This is a genomic window from Sphingomonas sp. BK481 (assembly GCF_014194875.1).
In the GTDB taxonomy this organism is placed as follows: Bacteria; Pseudomonadota; Alphaproteobacteria; order Sphingomonadales; family Sphingomonadaceae; genus Sphingomonas; species Sphingomonas aerolata.
Genome location: NZ_JACIAP010000004.1, coordinates 306,661 through 322,924, shown reverse-complemented (window position 1 = coordinate 322,924; position 16,264 = coordinate 306,661). Strand labels below are relative to the sequence as shown.

General features: G+C 67.7%; 16 protein-coding genes and 1 tRNA gene. 9 read left to right on the top strand and 8 right to left on the bottom strand.

Annotation, left to right across the window (positions count from 1 at the left end; genetic code table 11):
• Positions 1-12: 12 nt before the first annotated feature.
• Positions 13-1,359, bottom strand: coding sequence for a gluconate:H+ symporter (locus FHY04_RS10620; protein WP_311724469.1), 1,347 nt, complete (start codon positions 1,357-1,359; stop codon positions 13-15).
• A 366-nt stretch (positions 1,360-1,725) separates the two neighbouring features.
• On the opposite strand from FHY04_RS10620, the gene FHY04_RS10615 reads away from it, so the two are divergent.
• Both FHY04_RS10615 and FHY04_RS10610 read left to right on the top strand, forming a co-directional pair.
• The gene (locus FHY04_RS10615; protein ID WP_037529849.1) at positions 1,726-1,938 is read left to right on the top strand and encodes a helix-turn-helix transcriptional regulator; all 213 of its coding nucleotides are present in this window, start codon (positions 1,726-1,728) and stop codon (positions 1,936-1,938) included.
• 85 nt (positions 1,939-2,023) lie between these two features.
• A complete protein-coding gene (locus FHY04_RS10610) occupies positions 2,024-5,020 on the top strand; it encodes a glycosyl hydrolase family 28-related protein (protein WP_183936451.1) in 2,997 nt (998 codons plus the stop codon).
• Positions 5,021-5,053: 33 nt separating this feature from the next.
• Here FHY04_RS10610 and FHY04_RS10605 read toward each other — a convergent pair.
• The 3 genes from FHY04_RS10605 to FHY04_RS10595 form a co-directional block, all read right to left on the bottom strand.
• Positions 5,054-5,129, bottom strand: a tRNA-Thr gene (locus FHY04_RS10605).
• Positions 5,130-5,146: 17 nt separating this feature from the next.
• Positions 5,147-6,001, bottom strand: a complete 855-nt coding sequence (locus FHY04_RS10600) for a hypothetical protein (RefSeq protein WP_183936368.1) — start codon at positions 5,999-6,001, stop codon at positions 5,147-5,149.
• A 74-nt stretch (positions 6,002-6,075) separates the two neighbouring features.
• Entirely contained in the window at positions 6,076-7,395 is a 1,320-nt protein-coding gene (locus tag FHY04_RS10595; RefSeq protein WP_056406173.1) for a replication-associated recombination protein A, read from the bottom strand.
• Positions 7,396-7,571: 176 nt separating this feature from the next.
• Between FHY04_RS10595 and FHY04_RS10590 the strand changes: the two genes are divergently transcribed.
• Both FHY04_RS10590 and FHY04_RS10585 read left to right on the top strand, forming a co-directional pair.
• On the top strand, positions 7,572-8,183 hold the full coding sequence (locus FHY04_RS10590; RefSeq protein ID WP_056674712.1) for a PadR family transcriptional regulator: 612 nt from the start codon (positions 7,572-7,574) through the stop codon (positions 8,181-8,183).
• Positions 8,184-8,185: 2 nt separating this feature from the next.
• Positions 8,186-8,470, top strand: coding sequence for a DUF2218 domain-containing protein (locus tag FHY04_RS10585; protein ID WP_183936450.1), 285 nt, complete (start codon positions 8,186-8,188; stop codon positions 8,468-8,470).
• Between the two features lie 25 nt (positions 8,471-8,495).
• On the opposite strand, the gene FHY04_RS10580 is transcribed toward FHY04_RS10585, so the two are convergent.
• Positions 8,496-9,647, bottom strand: a complete 1,152-nt coding sequence (locus FHY04_RS10580; RefSeq protein WP_183936367.1) for a glycosyltransferase family 1 protein — start codon at positions 9,645-9,647, stop codon at positions 8,496-8,498.
• 124 nt (positions 9,648-9,771) lie between these two features.
• On the opposite strand from FHY04_RS10580, the gene radA reads away from it, so the two are divergent.
• The 5 genes from radA (at position 9,772) to FHY04_RS10555 (ending at position 14,393) form a co-directional block, all read left to right on the top strand.
• Positions 9,772-11,142, top strand: coding sequence for a DNA repair protein RadA (radA, locus tag FHY04_RS10575; protein ID WP_107929806.1), 1,371 nt, complete (start codon positions 9,772-9,774; stop codon positions 11,140-11,142).
• 110 nt (positions 11,143-11,252) lie between these two features.
• Entirely contained in the window at positions 11,253-11,819 is a 567-nt protein-coding gene (locus FHY04_RS10570) for a CvpA family protein (protein WP_031439610.1), read from the top strand.
• Positions 11,816-12,304, top strand: coding sequence for an iron-sulfur cluster assembly scaffold protein (locus tag FHY04_RS10565; RefSeq protein WP_183936366.1), 489 nt, complete (start codon positions 11,816-11,818; stop codon positions 12,302-12,304). Before FHY04_RS10570 ends, FHY04_RS10565 begins: the two co-directional genes overlap by 4 nt.
• Entirely contained in the window at positions 12,304-14,067 is a 1,764-nt protein-coding gene (locus tag FHY04_RS10560) for a cation:proton antiporter (protein ID WP_031439608.1), read from the top strand. Before FHY04_RS10565 ends, FHY04_RS10560 begins: the two co-directional genes overlap by 1 nt.
• Entirely contained in the window at positions 14,064-14,393 is a 330-nt protein-coding gene (locus FHY04_RS10555; protein ID WP_183936365.1) for a DUF423 domain-containing protein, read from the top strand. Before FHY04_RS10560 ends, FHY04_RS10555 begins: the two co-directional genes overlap by 4 nt.
• Before the next feature lie 13 nt (positions 14,394-14,406).
• On the opposite strand, the gene FHY04_RS10550 is transcribed toward FHY04_RS10555, so the two are convergent.
• From FHY04_RS10550 to FHY04_RS10540, 3 genes are read right to left on the bottom strand one after another with little or no spacing between them, the layout of a single operon-like run.
• On the bottom strand, positions 14,407-14,547 hold the full coding sequence (locus FHY04_RS10550; RefSeq protein WP_081874135.1) for a DUF2256 domain-containing protein: 141 nt from the start codon (positions 14,545-14,547) through the stop codon (positions 14,407-14,409).
• The gene (gene aroB / locus FHY04_RS10545; RefSeq protein WP_183936364.1) at positions 14,547-15,647 is read right to left on the bottom strand and encodes a 3-dehydroquinate synthase; all 1,101 of its coding nucleotides are present in this window, start codon (positions 15,645-15,647) and stop codon (positions 14,547-14,549) included. Before aroB ends, FHY04_RS10550 begins: the two co-directional genes overlap by 1 nt.
• Entirely contained in the window at positions 15,644-16,183 is a 540-nt protein-coding gene (locus FHY04_RS10540; RefSeq protein ID WP_031395245.1) for a shikimate kinase, read from the bottom strand. Before FHY04_RS10540 ends, aroB begins: the two co-directional genes overlap by 4 nt.
• Positions 16,184-16,264 lie beyond the last annotated feature (81 nt).

Sequence of the window (16,264 nt, the reverse complement as noted above, 5' to 3'; positions counted from 1 at the left end):
TCCTGTCCCATCTCAGACGACATAGCTCAGTGCCAGGACGAGGACGAGGCCGACCACCGAGATCGCGGTCTCGAGCAGCGACCAGGTGCGGAAGGTGTCGGCGGTACTCGTGCCGACATAACTCTTGACCAGCCAGAAGCCGGGATCGTTGACATGGCTGAAGAAGACCGAGCCTGCGCCGATCGCGAGCACGACGAGTTCGGGGGAGACGCCAGAGTTCGCGACGACGCCGGGCATGATCCCGACCGCGGTGATCGTCGCGACCGTCGCCGACCCCGCCGCGAGCCGGATGGCGACCGCGACGAGCCAGCCGAGCAGCAGCGGGGAGATTGCGTACATCAGCACCGTCCGGGCGAGCAGGTCGGACAGTCCGGCGGTCACCAGTACCTGTTTCAGTGCGCCGCCCGCGCCGATCGCCAGCAGGATCGCCCCCGCCGCGCCCATCGTTTCATGCCACACCGCTTCCTGGATCGCCGCCTCGCGCAGCCGTCGCCCGAACAGCAGCGGCAGCGCGACGAGGTTGGTCAGCAGGAGCGCGACGACCGGGTTGCTCGCCGCGACGAGCCAGCCCGCCCCCTTCAGCGCGGGCATCATCTGGCCCAGCTCGCCCGTCGCGATCATCAGCACCGGCAGCAGCACGATCAGCAGCGACCAGAGCCGCGGCGGCGGTGCGATGGCGAGCCCGGCGTCGGTCGCGACCGGTGACGCCAGCCGGACGCCGCGCGTCGTGATCTTCGCCAGCAGCGGACCCGCGATCACCGCGGTGGGGATCGCGATCAGGATGCCGTACAGCATCGTCCGCCCCAGATCCGCGCCCAGCGCCTCGACCGCCAGCAACGGGCCGGGATGCGGCGGGACGAGCGCATGGACGACGCCGAGCCCGGCCAGCGCCGGCATGATCAGCCGCAGCTTGGCGGCATCGCGGGCCGGGCCGTCCTCGCCCGTCATCTCCTCCGCGGCGGCGACGACGATCGGCAGCAGCAGGACGAGCCCGGTTTCGAAGAACAGCGGCAGGCCGACGACGATCGCAATGCCCAGCGTTGCCCAGGGGGCGGCGCGTGCGCCGGTCATCTGCAGCGCACCCCGAGCGAGCGACGCCGCGGCCCCCGACAGATGCAGCATCGCGCCGAGCGACAGGCCGAGCGCGACGACCAGACCGGTCCCGCCGATGATGTCGCCGACCCCCTTCTGGACCGCCTTGGCGACGTCGGGCAGCGGCAGGCCGGCCAGCAGCCCGACGGTAAAGGCGCCGCACAACAGGCCGATAAAGGGATGCAGCCGGCCGCGCACGATCATCACGACGGCCAGCGCGATGCCCGCCAGCGCCGCGATCACGAGCCTCAGGTCGCCGCCGATCACGGATGGGTGCCGTTCATTCGCATGCGACCGCGCTGTGGCTGCATCATCGACATCACTCCCAATGATCCGACGACGCGTTCGTCTGCCGGTTTGATAACAGCTGTAGGACAGGTTTCTGTCTGACGACACCGAAAAGGCTTGATCGCCGCGAAAATGCGGAGGCATAGTGAAGACCTGTCCAACCGACTCCGCAAGAGAGATGGGTGGACGGGCACTGAGAAGCCTTTGACCGCGGCGATCGACCGGGGCGTGAAAAGCCGACAGCAGAGGAGGATGACCATGGACGGGACTGCCCAGACCGCACGGCAAATCCAGCACGCCCCCGCGACCTCGAACGCGATTACGAACGCGGGCCAGGCGCTTGCCATGCGCGCGCCGCTGCCGCGGCTGACGCCGACGCAGATCAAGGTCCTGCGCGGGGTGCATTCGGGATTGCTCAACAAGCAGATCGCCTTCGATCTCGGCATCGCGGAAGCGACCGTAAAGGCGCACATGACCGCGTTGATGCGCAAGCTCAACGTGCGCAACCGCACGCAGGTCGCGGTGCTCGCGCACACACTGATGCTGCAGGCGGCCTGACCCGGCTACGACCTTTGTCGCGCCTGAAGTGATCAGCGGCCTGCATTAGGCCGGCACCTGGGCGGCACTCACGGAGAGATGAATGATGGACGTGAAATGGCTGGCGGGCACGGCGCTGCTGCTGCTCGCGACCCCGGCGGTCGCCGGGACGACGTCGGTCTATCGCACCGCGCCGGCCGATCCGCGGGCGATCACGGTCCGCGGCGTCGGCGATGGTCGTGCCGATGACAGCGCCGCGATCCAGCAGGCGATCGACGCGGCGGCGGCGAGCGGCAAGGGCGGCGTCGTCTTCCTGCCATCGGGGCGCTACCGGATCAGCCGGACGATCTTCGTCCGCTCCGCTGTCCGCCTGTTCGGGGTGGGAGCGACCCGGCCCGAGATCCTGCTCGCCGATAACAGTGCAGGCTTCGCATCCGGGGTGGCCGCGATGGTCAGCTTCACCGGCGAGGATCAATACCGGGTCGGCAAGGCACCGGTGCCGCCGCGGACCAGCGTGCCGTTCGATCCGAGCATCTTCGACGCGACGTCGAGCACCTTCTATTCGGCGCTGTCGAACATCGACTTCCGGATCGGCGCGGGCAATGCGGGCGCGGTCGCGGTGCGCTTTCGCGTCGCGCAGCATGGCTATCTGCGGCATGCCGACTTTCATATCGGATCGGGCCTGGCGGGCGTCTATCAGGCGGGCAATGCCTTCGAGAACCTGCGCTTCTTCGGTGGGCGCTATGGCATCATGTCCGAAAAGACGTCGCCCGCATGGCAGTTCACGCTGCTCGATTCGGAATTTTCCGGGCAGCGCGATGCCGCGATCCGCGAGCATGAGGTCGATCTGACTTTGGTCAACGTCGTCATCCGCGACACGCCGGTCGGTATCGAGATCGATCGCGGCTATTCGGATTCGCTTTGGGGGAAGGACGTCCGGTTCGAGAAAGTGACGCGCGCAGGCATCGTCGTCTCGAACGAGGGTAGCGTCTTCACGCAGATCGGGTTCGACAACGCGGTGGCGGTCGACACCCCGACATTCGTGCGGTTTCGCGACAGCGGCAAGACGGTGACGGGATCGGGCGCGCGCTACCGGGTCAGCGACTTCTCCTATGGCCTGAAGCTGCCGGCGCTGGGTGCGATCGGCGACTATGCGACCGACGTCGCGATGACGCCGCTTACCCGCACGCCCGCGCGGCCTGCGCGCGCAATCCGGGCGATGCCGCCGGTTCAGGACTGGGCCAATGTCCATGATCTCGGCGTCAAAGGCGACGACGAGACCGACGATACCGCCGCGCTGCAGCGCGCGGTCGACACGCACCGCGTGCTGTATTTCCCGACCGGGCGCTACCGAGTCACCGACACGATCCGCCTCCGGCCCGACACTGTGCTGATCGCGCTGCATCCCGGGCTCACGCATCTCTATCTCGCCGATTCGACCCCGGCCTTCATGGGGGTCGGGGGCCCCAAGGCGCTGATCGAAAGCGCCAAGGGGGGCGATGCGATCGTGTCCGGGCTGGGGCTGTGGACCGGCGGCGTCAACCCGCGCGCGACCGCGTTGCTGTGGAAGGCCGGCGAGACGTCGATGGTCAACGACGTCAAGATCCAGGGCGGCGGCGGCACCGCGCTGACCAAGGGAAGCCCGATCGGCTTCGGCGATCCGCGCGCGCGCTTCGACGGGCAATATCCCAGCATCTGGGTGACGGACGGCGGCGGCGGCACCTTCGCCGCCTTGTGGTCCCCCAACACGCTGGCATCGGCGGGGTTTCACGTGTCGAACACCAGCACGCCGGGCCATGTCTACCAATTGTCGGCCGAGCATCATTATCGCGCCGAAATCGTGCTCGATCATGTCGCGAACTGGGAATTCCTCGCGCCGCAGACCGAGCAAGAGGTTCGCGACGGCGTCGACGCGATTTCGACCGAGATCCGCCATTCGCGCAACATCCTGTTCGCCAATTATCACGGCTACCGCGTCACCCGCTCGATCAAGCCCATGGATGCGGCGATCAAGCTCTACGAGTCGGGCGATATCCGCTTCCGCAACGTCCATGTGAACGCGGAGAGCGGGTTTGCGAGCTGCGATGCCAAGGGCTGCGGCACCTTCCTGCGGGCGAGCAAATATCCCTTCGAGAACGCGATCAAGGACATCACCGGCGGACAGGAGGTCCGCGAGCGCGAGTTCGCCCGGCTCGACGTTCCTGCGACTCCCGCGCCCAAGGCTCCGGCTCCGGCGGCGGTCGAGAAGCTCGCCGACGGCTTTTATTCGATCGCCGGCGGTGCGGTCGACGCGAACGGCAAACTCTACTTCATCGACCGCCATTTCCAGCGCATTCACGGCTGGTCGAAGCGCGAAGGTCTGTCGATCGTCGCGGAGGCACCACTCGATCCGGTCAATCTGATGGTCGATCGATCGGGGCGGCTGCTGGTCCTGTCGTCGGCAGGACGCGATGCCACGGTCTACAGTATCGATCCGGCAAAGCCCGCCGATGTCCGGGTCATCGCGCCGACCGCGATCGCCGAGTCCGGCCCGGCGAAGAGGGATGCCGCCACCGTGCTGCCGGTCAACGTCTGGGAAAACGGCGAATTCGCGGATCGGATCGATCCCGTCACCTATCAGTATCCGACGATGGCGGACCTGTTCGCGGCAAAGATGGGTGAGGCCAAGGCGGCGCACTATGTGTCGCCCGATGGTTCGCTCGCGCTGCCTGCCTTTCGCGTGTGGAATCAGGGGCCGGACGACCATCAGGGATGGCGCTGGTCGGATACGCTGAACGCGAACGGCTTCGTCGCCGCGCGGCCCGGCGAGCGCGTCGTCCTGACCAACGCGTCGGAGAACCGCACCTATAGTGGTCTGGTCGGTGCGCAAGGCAGGGTCACCGACCTGAAGCCGGTGGCCGATCGCGGCGGTGAAAGCGTCGCGCGCGATGCCGCGGGCCGGCTCTACGTCGCCAATGGGCAGGTGTTCGTCTATGACGCCGGGGGCGCGCTGGTCCGGCGGATCGACGTGCCCGACCGTCCGCTGCAACTGGTGATCGGCGGCCCCGATAACCACACGCTCTTCATCCTCACCCACCATGCGCTGTACGCCACCGCGATCTGAGGGCGTGCGCGGTGGTGCGGTCGGGTGGAGGAGTGGTGCCGGTTGCAGGAATCGAACCCGCGACATCCAGTTTACAAAACTGGCGCTCTACCAACTGAGCTAAACCGGCAGCGGGCGCCTCATGCGTCAGGTGACGCCGAACGTCCAGCCTTCGGTTGCAGCAATAAGCGAAGTCATCGCCCGAGGACACCAGAAATCGGCGTTTCTTGCATTGGCGCGGAGCCAGGCCGCGGTCAGGATCGCGTCGGTCGCATGGTCGTCATAGCGCGCGAGGGGGTGGTGCGGTGCGGAGCCGAGCGCGGCGAGCGCGGCGTCGAGCGTCGCGCCGTCGCGCATCTTGCTGCGGCCGGCGGGGCGCCCCGCGGCGCGCGCGGCGATGCTGGTATAGATTTCGACGATCGCGGCGCCCGATCGCGGCGGCGCATCGAACGGCCAGACCGGGATCCGTCCGTCAAGACGGTGCAGCAGACGCATCCCAGAAAAGCTCGCCTTGGCGACCTGCGCCGCGCCGATCGCGTCATACACGGTCGAGGGTTTGCGGCTGCCGTCGTCCGGCATCTCGCACCGACGCCAGTGCAGGAAATCGGCCTTGGTCCCGTCCGCCGCGCCAAGATAGAAATGCGTGCCCCGGCGGCGCTCGATGAACGAGGCCGCGCCGAGATCGGGATCGTCGCTCTGCGCGTCGACCATTGCCCAAAGCGCGCGGGCATCGGCGGTCGGCGCCTCACCGGGCAGATGCGCACCACGGGTCACGAAGGGGGCGGAAAAGCTGAAGTCGAACCCGGCGAGCAACGGCAGGTCGCGGCGGGCGACCAGCCAGTCGAGCACCGCCTGGCGTGACCAGATCCCGTCCGGCGCGGGGACAAGCGTCGGGGCGGCGTGATCACGGCCACAGATCGCAACGGCGATCCCCTTATGCCGCTGTCCTTTCGCGCCGGACCAGTCGATCGCGACGAACTGCGCGAAGTGATCGGGGGTCATCGAAGACGCACGCAGGGCACATCGACCCGGCGGGGCGCGGGCCGTCCAGTCGTCTGACAGACGTTCATGTCGGGCTAGGCGTCCTTGGCCTGCCGGCGCTCGTCCCACCAGGCGAGGCGCTCGGCAATACGCTTCTCGAACCCGCGGTCGGTCGGCGCGTAAAAGGTCTGCGGCGTCATCTCGTCGGGCCAATAGTCCGATCCCGAAAAGGCGTTCTCGGCATCATGGTCATAGGCGTAGCCCTTGCCATAGCCGATATCGCGCATGAGCTTGGTGGGGGCGTTGCGGATCGCGGCCGGCGGCATCAGCGACCCCGTCTCGCGGGCCGATTTCCAGGCAGCCTTCTGCGCCTTGTAGACCGCGTTCGATTTGGGTGCGGTGGCGAGATAGACGCAGGCCTGGGCGATCGCGAGTTCGCCTTCCGGACTGCCGAGGAAATCATAGGTGTCCTTGGCGGCGATACACTGGACGAGCGCCTGGGGGTCGGCGAGACCGATATCCTCGACCGCGGCGCGCGTCAGGCGGCGCAGCAGGAACAGCGGTTCCTCGCCCGCTGTCAGCATCCGCCCGAGATAATAGAGCGCCGCCTGCGGATCGCTGCCGCGGATCGATTTGTGCAGCGCGCTGATGAGGTTGTAATGCCCTTCGCGATCCTTGTCATACACCGCGACGCGGCGCTGGAGAAAGTTCGACAGCCCCGCGGGGTCGAGCGGTTCGGGCAGGTCGACCGAGAACAGCGTCTCGGCCTGGTTGAGCAGGAACCGTCCATCGCCGTCTGCGCTTGCGATCAGCGCATCGGTCGCCTCGGGCGTGAGCGGGAGCGGGCGGTCCATCAGCGTCGCGGCGCGGGTCAGCAACAGCTCGAGCGCACCGCGGCCCAGTCGCTCGAGGATCAGGACCTGCGCACGGCTGAGCAGTGCTGCATTGAGCTCGAAGGACGGGTTCTCCGTCGTCGCGCCGACCAGCGTCACAGTGCCGTCTTCCACATAGGGAAGAAACCCGTCCTGCTGCGCGCGATTGAAGCGGTGGATCTCGTCGACGAACAGCAGCGTACGCTTGCCCAGCCGCGCGTGGTCGCGGGCTTCGGCAAACGCCTTTTTCAGATCGGCCACGCCCGAGAAGACCGCGGAGATCGCGACGAACCGCAGATCGACCGCGTCGGCAAGGAGGCGCGCGATCGTCGTCTTGCCGGTGCCGGGCGGTCCCCAGAGGATGATCGACGACAGCCGTCCCGCCGCCACCATCCGCCCGATCGCGCCGCCTGCGCCGGTGATGTGATCCTGCCCGACGACCTCGTCGAGCGTCCGCGGGCGCAGGCGATCGGCAAGCGGAGCGTTTTCGGGATGCGCGTCGGGTGGGGGGGCGGGTTCGAAACCCGCAAAAAGGTCGGCCATGCCCGCAATGTAGTCGATACGGACGACTGTGCCACCCTGGGCCTGGCCTCGCTTTCCGCTGTCTGACGACGCGTCTCCTGCCCAAGACATGCAAAAGATATATCTTGAAAGATCTTGCGAAGCGCAGTTGAAGATATATCTTGCACGTATCGGGATGCGCTCGACAGGAGATTCGAATGTTCATGCACATGCACGGCCGCGGATGCGGTCATCGTGACGGACACCATGCCGCGATGGGCGGCGGCTATGGCGGCGGTCGGGGCGGCGGGCGCTTCGCCTTCGCCTGGGGGCCGGGTGAGGGTGAGCGGCCGGGGGGCGGACGGCAGCGGCGGATGTTCGACGGGGGCGAACTGCGCCTCGTCCTGCTCAGGCTGATCGCGGATTTGCCGCGCCACGGCTATGACCTGATACGCGCGATCGAGGAGCTTACCGGGGGCGCCTATGCGCCGAGTCCGGGGGTGGTCTATCCGACAATTACGCTGCTCGACGAGATGGGGCTGATCGAGGAGCAGCAGTCCGAGGGCGCCAAGAAGCGTTTTGCGATCACGCCGGCCGGCACCACGCATCTCGACGAGAATGCGGAGCAGGTCGCGGCGTTGATGGCGCGGCTGGCGGCGGTCGGCGAGCACCGCGAACGCGCGGATCGGGCTCCGATCCGGCGCGCGATGGGCAATCTGCGCCATGCAGTACAGGACCGGCTGCTCGGCGACGGCTTTTCAGAAGAGGCGGCGCACCAGGTGGCGGCGTTGATCGACGAGGTCGTGCAAAAGATCGAGCGCGTGAAGTGAGCATGTCGATCGCACGCGTGCCGACGGAGTCGGCGAGCCGGTATCTTCAGCAGCTCGCCAAGCACTGGAGCCACAAGATGGAGGTGCGCTTCACCGAACAGGAGGGGCGTATCGCGTTTCCGGGTGGCGCGGTGCTCGAGATGCGCGCGGACAGCCAGACGCTCGACGTCGCGCTGTCGGTGCCCGAGGGCGGGGATGTCGAACGGATGCGCGATGTGGTGTCGAGTCATCTCGACCGGTTCGCGTTTCGCGAGGCGCCGCTGACGTTCGACTGGGTGGACGCGTAACCGGACGGTCGCGCGTCGCATTCAATCACCGCTGCCGGCGCGCCGTCACCGCCAGATAGGTGTCGAGCACCGTCTGGTTGATCGTGTCCCAGCGATAGCCCGCGGCCTTGGCGTGCCCGGCTTCGCCCATCGATTGCCGCAGCGCGGGATCCGACACGATCCGACCGATCGCATCCGCATAGGCGGCGATATCGGTGGGCGGTACGAGGAAGCCGGTCGTGCCGTCCTCGATCAGGTCGACCGCGCCGGTCGCGCGCGCGGCGACCACGGGCACGCCCGCCGCCATCGCCTCGAGCGTCACGTTGCCGAAGGTCTCGGTGATGCTCGGGTTGAAGAACACGTCCATCGACGCGACTGCGCGTCCGAGCGCGTCGCCCGACTGGAAGCCGGCGAACACGGCTTCAGGGACATGGCCCGCGAACCAGTCGCGCGCAGGACCCTGGCCGACGACGACGACGCGGTGCGGCACGCCCCGGCGGCGCAGTTCGGTGACCACGTCGGCAAAGACGTCGAGGCCCTTTTCCTTCACCAGCCGGCCGAGAAACCCGACCACCATCTCGTCGTCCGCGATGCCGAGCGACCGGCGCCAGGCCGTGTCGCGCCGCGCCGGGTCGAACCGCGCGTGATCGATACCGCGCGACCAGATGCCGATCGACGACTTCACGCCCCAGCCGCGGAGCAGCTCGGCCATGCTGGTCCCGGGCACCAGGACCTCTTCCACGCGATTGTAAAAGCGCGTCAGCCGCTTCTTTGCGATCGGCTCGAGGAAGCCGAGCCGGTAATAGCGAAAATAGGTCTCGAACCGGGTGTGGAAGGAGGCAACGGTCGCGATGTCGCGTTTGCGCGCATAGGCGACCGCGGCATGGCCGAGAAACTCTGGCGCCGAGACATGGACGATATTGGGAGCGAACGCGTCGATGTCGCGGCGGACGCGCGGCGTGATCCCAAGTGCGGCGCGATATTCGCCGCGTCCGCCGACCAGCGGGATCGCGGGCACGTCGACCAGATCGCCGATCGCGGGGAAGGCGGGCTCCGCGACCGTCGGCGAATAGACCCGCACCTTGACGCCGCGCGACAGCAAATGGCCGACGAGCAGGTTCAGCGACTGGTTCGCACCATCGCGGACGTAATTATAGTTGCCGCTAAACAGGGCCACGCGGAGGTCGGTCGGCTGCATCGCTCGGGCGGATAGCGTTGCCCGTCGGTTAGCGCCAGACAATCCTCTGTCGCCGAGGCGGTGGCGTTTCGCCGCGCGGGTGATCGCTGTTCCCTTATCGTTCCTATCTGGCTACACCGCGGCGATGGCGAAAATTCAGAAACGGTATGTGTGTCAGGCGTGCGGATCGGTCGCATCGCGCTGGGCCGGGCAATGCGCCGACTGCCACGAATGGAACACGCTGGTCGAGGAGGCGAATACCGCCGCGACGCCGTTTCATTCGAAGCACAATCTGCAGACCGGCGGCCGCGCGATCCAGCTCGTCGGGCTGGATGCGGAGATAAAGCTGCCCGACCGGATGGCGACCGGTATCGCCGAGCTCGACCGTGCGCTGGGCGGGGGCTTCGTCGAGGGGTCGGCGACGCTGATCGGCGGCGATCCCGGGATCGGCAAGTCGACCTTGCTGTTGCAGGCGGCGGCGAAGATGGCGCTTGCCGGCCAGTCGGTGGCCTATGTCTCGGGCGAGGAGGCGGCGGACCAGGTCCGGCTGCGCGCGCGGCGTCTCGGGCTCGGCAATGCGCCCGTGCAGCTCGCGGCGGCGACCTCGACGCGGGACATCCTGACGACGCTGCAGACAAAACCGCCGGCGATGCTGGTGATCGATTCGATCCAGACGATGCATTCCGACCTGATCGAAGGCGCACCCGGTACGGTCAGCCAGGTACGGGCATCGGCGCAGGAGCTGATCCGCTTCGCCAAGGAGCGCGGGACCGCGGTGGTGCTGGTCGGCCATGTGACCAAGGACGGCAGCATCGCGGGCCCGCGCGTGCTCGAGCATATGGTCGACACGGTGCTGAGCTTCGAAGGCGAGCGCAGTCATCAGTACCGGATCTTGCGCGCGATCAAGAACCGCTTCGGCGGCACCGACGAGATCGGCGTCTTCTCGATGCAGACCGAGGGGCTGGCGGAGGTCGGCAACCCGTCGTCGCTGTTCCTGACGACGCGCGACGACGCGATGACCGGCGCGACGGTGTTCCCGGCGCTGGAGGGGACGCGACCGGTGCTGGTCGAGATCCAGGCGCTGACGGTGCGGCTGGCGAGCGGCGCGACGCCGAGGCGCGCGGTCGTCGGATGGGATTCGGGGCGGCTGGCGATGATCCTCGCGGTGCTCGAGGCGCGGTGCGGGCTGAGCTTCTCGTCGGCCGAGGTCTATCTCAACATCGCCGGCGGCTACCGCGTGCAGGATCCCGCCGCCGATCTCGCGGTCGCCGCGGCGCTGATATCGGCGATGGCGGAGCGTCCCGTACCGGTCGACGCGGTCGCGTTCGGCGAGGTCGCCTTGTCGGGCGAGATCCGGCCGGTCGCGCACGGTCCGCTGCGTCTGAAGGAAGCGAGCAAGCTGGGGTTCGAGCGCGCGCTGGTCCCCGCGTCGATGAGCGACGAGAAGAGCGGCATGCGGCTGTCGGGGTTCAAGACGCTCGCCGCGTTCGTGGACCACATGCTCGGGCGGGGATGAGTCGGGCCGAGGCGTCCGGCGTCGGGGCCGGCGACCACGGGGTGGCGATGAACGAGCGGTTCGCGCGGCTGCACTAGCGGTTCGCGGCACTCGTCCCTATTCCAGACATCATGAACCTCACCGCCCTCGATGTCATCGTCCTGCTCGCGGTTGCCGGCGCCGCCGTGCTCGGCTTGATTCGCGGATTCGTGACCGAGGTGCTCTCGATGTTCGCCTGGGTCGCGATGGTCGCGATGCTCAAGTTGTTTCACATCCCCGTCGCGGCGGCGCTGACGCCGGTCATCGGGACCGTCAGCGGTGCGGCCGTGCTCGCCTTCGCGCTCATCACCGGGCTTACCTATATCGGCGGGAGGCTCGTCGCCAACGCGATCGGTGCGCGGACGCGGACGTCGATCCTGGGACCGGTCGACCGCGCGCTCGGATTCGGGTTCGGGGCGCTGAAGGGACTGATCCTCGCAAGCCTCGTCTTCCTGCTGGCGACGCTGGTGATCGACACGATGAGCGGCGGTGCGGCGCGGCGGCCCGAATGGATGACCCGCTCGCGCACCTATCCGCTGCTCAATGCGACAAGCGCGAGCATCGCCGATTTCGTCGATCGCCGCCGTCGCGGCAAACCGGTGTTCGGCACGAAGCCGAACGTTTCCCGATCCGATACCGCAAGTGAGCCGACCCCATGAACGCCCCCCTCTACAATGCCGAGATCCTGCGTCTTGCTGCGTCGATCCCGTATCATGAGCGCCTGACCGCGCCGATGGCGACTGCGGAACGCCGCTCGCCGATCTGTGGCAGCCGCGTGACGGTGGACGTCGATATGGGCGCGGATGGGCGCGTCGCCGCGGTTGGGCTGCTGGTGCGCGCCTGTGCGCTGGGTCAGGCGTCCTCGTCGTTGCTCGCCTCGAGCATCGTCGGGCGGACGCCTGCGGAGCTGGCGGCGGCACGCGATGCGATCACCGCCTGGCTCGCGCGCACCGGCGACGCACCCGACTGGCCCGGGATGGATGTCTTCGCACCCGCACTCGACTATACCGCGCGGCATCCGTCGATCCGCCTCGCTTTCGAAGCGGCGGCGGAGGCGGCCGAGGCTGCGGCGAACACTGCGTCGGGTCATGCGGAGGTGTCGGTCACGGCCCCCGCGAGCGCATCTGCCGGGACCGATGTCTGATGCATGACGGCACGCCGACGTCGCTGTTGCGGGACGGGGTGGTCCTGCTCGGCTTCGGGCTGGTGTTCGTACTGCTGTTCCGAAGGATCGGCCTCGGCGCAACGCTGGGCTATCTTGTCGCGGGGGCGGTCGTCGGGCCGCATGTCCTGGGGCTGGTGGGTGACGCGGAGGCCAAGCTCGGGTTTGCCGAACTCGGTATCACGTTGCTGCTGTTCATCGTCGGACTCGAGCTCAACCCGAGCCGGCTGTGGCGGATGAAGCATGAGATCTTCGGGCTGGGCCTGATGCAGGTGGTTGCCTGCGGTCTCGCGATCACCGCGATCGTGTGGCTCGGCGCGCGCTTCTCGCTGCCCGCCGCGCTCGCCTTAGGACTGCCGCTCGCGCTGTCGTCGACCGCGCAGGTGTTGCCGATGCTGCAATCCTCGGGGCGGATGCGGACGCCCTTTGGCGAGCGCGCGTTTTCGATCCTGCTGTTCCAGGATCTGTCGATCGTCCCGCTGATCACGATCGTCGCGGCGATGAGCCGTAATCCCGCCGATGCGAATGCGCCCCCCGGATGGCTGCTCGCGCTCTACACCGTTGCCGCGGTCGTCGGGCTGATCATCGCGGGGCGGTTCCTTTTACGGCCGTTCTTCCGGCTGATCGGCAATATGGGCGAGCGCGAGATGTTCGTGTTCGCCGGCCTGTTCACGGTCATTGCCAGCGCCGCAGTGATGGAATGGCTCGGCCTGTCGACCGCGCTCGGCGCGTTCATCGCCGGCGTGATGCTCGCGGACAGTCCGTATCGGCATGAGTTGGAGGCCGATGTCGAGCCGTTCCGGTCGATCCTGCTCGGACTGTTCTTCCTCGCGGTCGGCATGCTGCTCGATCTCGGCGCGATCGCCGAACGGCCGCTGTTCGTGCTGGCGATGGCCGCGGCGCTGATCGCGACGAAGACCGGCGTGATCATGGCGATCGGCATGGCGTTCAAGATGACCTGGCGGCAGGCCTTCGCGCTCGGCCTGTTGCTGAGCCAGGGCGGCGAATTCGGGTTCGTGCTGTTCGCACAGGCGCAGGCGGGGCTGCTGATCGATCCGGAAGCGGCAAGCCTGTTCGGCGCGATCATCACGCTGTCGATGGCGACGACGCCGTTCCTGATGGGGATTACCCGCCGGTTCAGGACCGAGCCGATTGCCCCGGGCACCGATCGCGAGGGCCCCGTCGCCGATGGCGCCAATGCGATCATCGTCGGCTATGGCCGGTTCGGGCAGACGGTCGGTCAGATGCTGCTGGCCCAGGGCATCCCGGTCACGCTAATCGATACCGATATCGAGATGATCGACATTGCGGGCGAGTTCGGCGCCAAGGTCTATTATGGCGACGGCACCCGGCTCGACCTGTTGCGCCAGGCGGGGGCGGCGGACGCCGAACTCATCTGCATGTGCATCGACGGCGATCAGATCGAACCGGAGACGATAGCGGCGATTCACGAGGCGTTCCCCAAGGCGGAGATCTATGTCCGCGCGTTCGATCGTCGCACGCTCGTCAAGCTGAAGAACGGCCCGGCGACCTATGTCGTTCGCGAGGTTCTCGAATCGGCGGTGAAGATGGCGCGGCTGGCGCTGCGTGGGCTCGGCGTCGCACCGGCCGAGATCGATCGTGCGGAGGAAGCGTACCGGGCGCGCGACAAGGAGCGGCTGCGCATCCAGATCGCCGCCGGCGACATTCGCGCGGCGCGCACCGAGACCGCGCAGCGCTTTCCATGGGGGAATGATCCACAATGATGCTCGTCGTTCTAGCGGCACTGTCAGGCGCCATCGCGGTCGCGGCGGGCGCGTTCGGTGCGCATGGTGCAAGCGGTCCCGCGGTGGAGTGGTTGAAGACGGGCGCGCAGTATCAGCTGATCCATGTCGTCACGGCGCTGGTCGCGGTGCGGATGGAGGCGCGGGGGCCGGCATGGCTGTTCGTCATCGGCGCGGCGATCTTTGCGCTCACGCTCTACGCCATGGCGCTGGGGGCGCCACGCTGGTTCGGTGCGATCACGCCGATTGGCGGCGCGTTGCTCATCGGTGGGTGGCTGTGGCTGGCGTGGAGCGCAGCGCGCAGCTGACGGTGCTGCTGCGCTAGCGTTTCTTGCGGCAGGCATCCGAGCAGTAGATCACCGAATCCCAGTCGCGCGCCCATTTCTTGCGCCAAGTGAACGGCCGTTCGCAGGCCGGGCAAATCTTCGTCGGCAGATTCTGCTTGGCGACACCATTGGGCATCAGCGGGGCTCCGCGTCGAGGAAGGCGGCGACGTCGGCGAGGTCGACGGTCGTGTCGAGATAGGTCCGGCCGATCCCGCGGGCGAGCAGGAAGGGCAGGGTGCCCGCCGCCATCTTCTTGTCGTGGCGCATATGATCGACGAGCGTCACGCCATCCGCGGCGACATGCGCGCCGGCCAGTCCGTCGGGGAGCTGAACCGCACGCCAATGGGCCGCCACCCGATCGGCCTCGTCGCGCGGGCACAGTCCGTGGGCCGCCGAATAGCGGAACGCCAGCGCACAGCCCGCGGCGACGCCCTCGCCGTGGATCAGCGTCTGCGAGAAACCCGTCTCGGCCTCGAGCGCATGGCCGAAGGTGTGGCCCAGATTGAGCAGCGCGCGCGTGCCGGTCGTCTCATGCTCGTCCGCCGCGACGATGCGCGCCTTTGCCGACACGCTGTGGATGATGGCGTATTCGCGGAGTGCGATGTCACCGGCGAGCAACGCCGCACCGTTCGTCTCGCACCAGGCGAAGAAGGCGGGGTCGTCGATCAGCCCGTATTTCACCACCTCGGCATAGCCCGCGCGCAACTCACGGATCGGCAGCGTGTCGAGCACCTGCGGATCGATCAGGACCATCGCCGGCTGGTGGAAGGCGCCGATCAGGTTCTTGCCCGCACGCGTGTTGATCGCGGTCTTGCCGCCGACCGAACTGTCGACCTGCGCGAGCAGCGTGGTCGGGATCTGGACGAAGCGGCAGCCGCGCTTGAGGATGGCGCAGGCGAAGCCGACGAGATCGCCGATCACGCCGCCGCCAAGCGCGACGACGTGATCGCCGCGCTCGATGCCGATGTCGAGCAGGCGGTCGCACAGCCGTTCCAGCGTCGCCCAGCTTTTCGATCCCTCGCCGGGCGAAAGCACGATCGCCTCGCTCGCGACGCCGTGCGCCGTGAGTGACGCCTGCAGTGTCGCCAGATGGCCGCTCAGATTCTCGTCGGTGACGATCGCCATCGTCCGACCGCGCGCCAATGGCGCCAGATGATCGCCGGCATCCTCGAGCAGCCCGGCCCGGATATGGATCGGATAGGTCCGCGCACCCAGGTTCACGGTGATGACGGTCATAGGCCGATGGCTTTCAGGATGGAGGCGACGGTCGCCTCGTGCGGCGCCTTGTTGCTCGCGATGTGGATGTGCGCCTTGGCGTAGATCGGGTTGCGGACGCGTGCGAGCTCGGCAAGCACCTGGCCCGCGTCGCGGTTGCGCAGCAGGGGACGGGTATTGCGACGCCCGACGCGTTCGACGAGGATTTCGGGCGGCGCGCTGAGCCAGATCGCGGTGGCCTCGGCGAGGATGAGGCTGCGCGTCTCGTCGTTGATGAACGCGCCGCCGCCGGTCGCGATGACCTTCGGCGTGCCGTCAATCAGCCGCGCGATCACGCGGCGCTCGCCATCGCGGAAATAGGCCTCGCCATATTTGGCGAAGATCTCGCTCACGCTCATGCCGGACGCCGCCTCGATCTCGTGATCGGCGTCGACAAAGGGCAGCCGCAAGCGGTGCGCGAGGCGGCGGCCGACGGTGGTCTTGCCCACGCCCATCAGGCCGACGAGCACGATCGGGGGGCCGCTCCAGGGGGCAATCGGGTTGTGGCTTTGCAACATCGCGGTCCGCGCTATACAGCGGCACTGCGCGGGGGGAAACGGCATCCGCATGCCTATTCGCATCCGTCAGCAATGTCCTAT

Excerpts from the sequence above, each read along its gene's own strand:
- radA (WP_107929806.1), top strand. The coding sequence starts at position 9,772 with ATGGCGAAAATTCAGAAACGGTATGTGTGTCAGGCGTGCGGATCGGTC.
- FHY04_RS10570 (WP_031439610.1), top strand. The coding sequence starts at position 11,253 with ATGAACCTCACCGCCCTCGATGTCATCGTCCTGCTCGCGGTTGCCGGC.
- FHY04_RS10585 (WP_183936450.1), top strand. The coding sequence starts at position 8,186 with ATGTCGATCGCACGCGTGCCGACGGAGTCGGCGAGCCGGTATCTTCAG.
- FHY04_RS10540 (WP_031395245.1), bottom strand. The coding sequence starts at position 16,183 with ATGTTGCAAAGCCACAACCCGATTGCCCCCTGGAGCGGCCCCCCGATC.
- FHY04_RS10615 (WP_037529849.1), top strand. The coding sequence starts at position 1,726 with ATGCGCGCGCCGCTGCCGCGGCTGACGCCGACGCAGATCAAGGTCCTG.
- FHY04_RS10595 (WP_056406173.1), bottom strand. The coding sequence starts at position 7,395 with ATGGCCGACCTTTTTGCGGGTTTCGAACCCGCCCCCCCACCCGACGCG.
- FHY04_RS10550 (WP_081874135.1), bottom strand. The coding sequence starts at position 14,547 with ATGCCCAATGGTGTCGCCAAGCAGAATCTGCCGACGAAGATTTGCCCG.
- FHY04_RS10600 (WP_183936368.1), bottom strand. The coding sequence starts at position 6,001 with ATGACCCCCGATCACTTCGCGCAGTTCGTCGCGATCGACTGGTCCGGC.
- FHY04_RS10610 (WP_183936451.1), top strand. The coding sequence starts at position 2,024 with ATGGACGTGAAATGGCTGGCGGGCACGGCGCTGCTGCTGCTCGCGACC.
- FHY04_RS10580 (WP_183936367.1), bottom strand. The coding sequence starts at position 9,647 with ATGCAGCCGACCGACCTCCGCGTGGCCCTGTTTAGCGGCAACTATAAT.
- FHY04_RS10565 (WP_183936366.1), top strand. The coding sequence starts at position 11,816 with ATGAACGCCCCCCTCTACAATGCCGAGATCCTGCGTCTTGCTGCGTCG.
- aroB (WP_183936364.1), bottom strand. The coding sequence starts at position 15,647 with ATGACCGTCATCACCGTGAACCTGGGTGCGCGGACCTATCCGATCCAT.
- FHY04_RS10555 (WP_183936365.1), top strand. The coding sequence starts at position 14,064 with ATGATGCTCGTCGTTCTAGCGGCACTGTCAGGCGCCATCGCGGTCGCG.
- FHY04_RS10560 (WP_031439608.1), top strand. The coding sequence starts at position 12,304 with ATGCATGACGGCACGCCGACGTCGCTGTTGCGGGACGGGGTGGTCCTG.
- FHY04_RS10590 (WP_056674712.1), top strand. The coding sequence starts at position 7,572 with ATGTTCATGCACATGCACGGCCGCGGATGCGGTCATCGTGACGGACAC.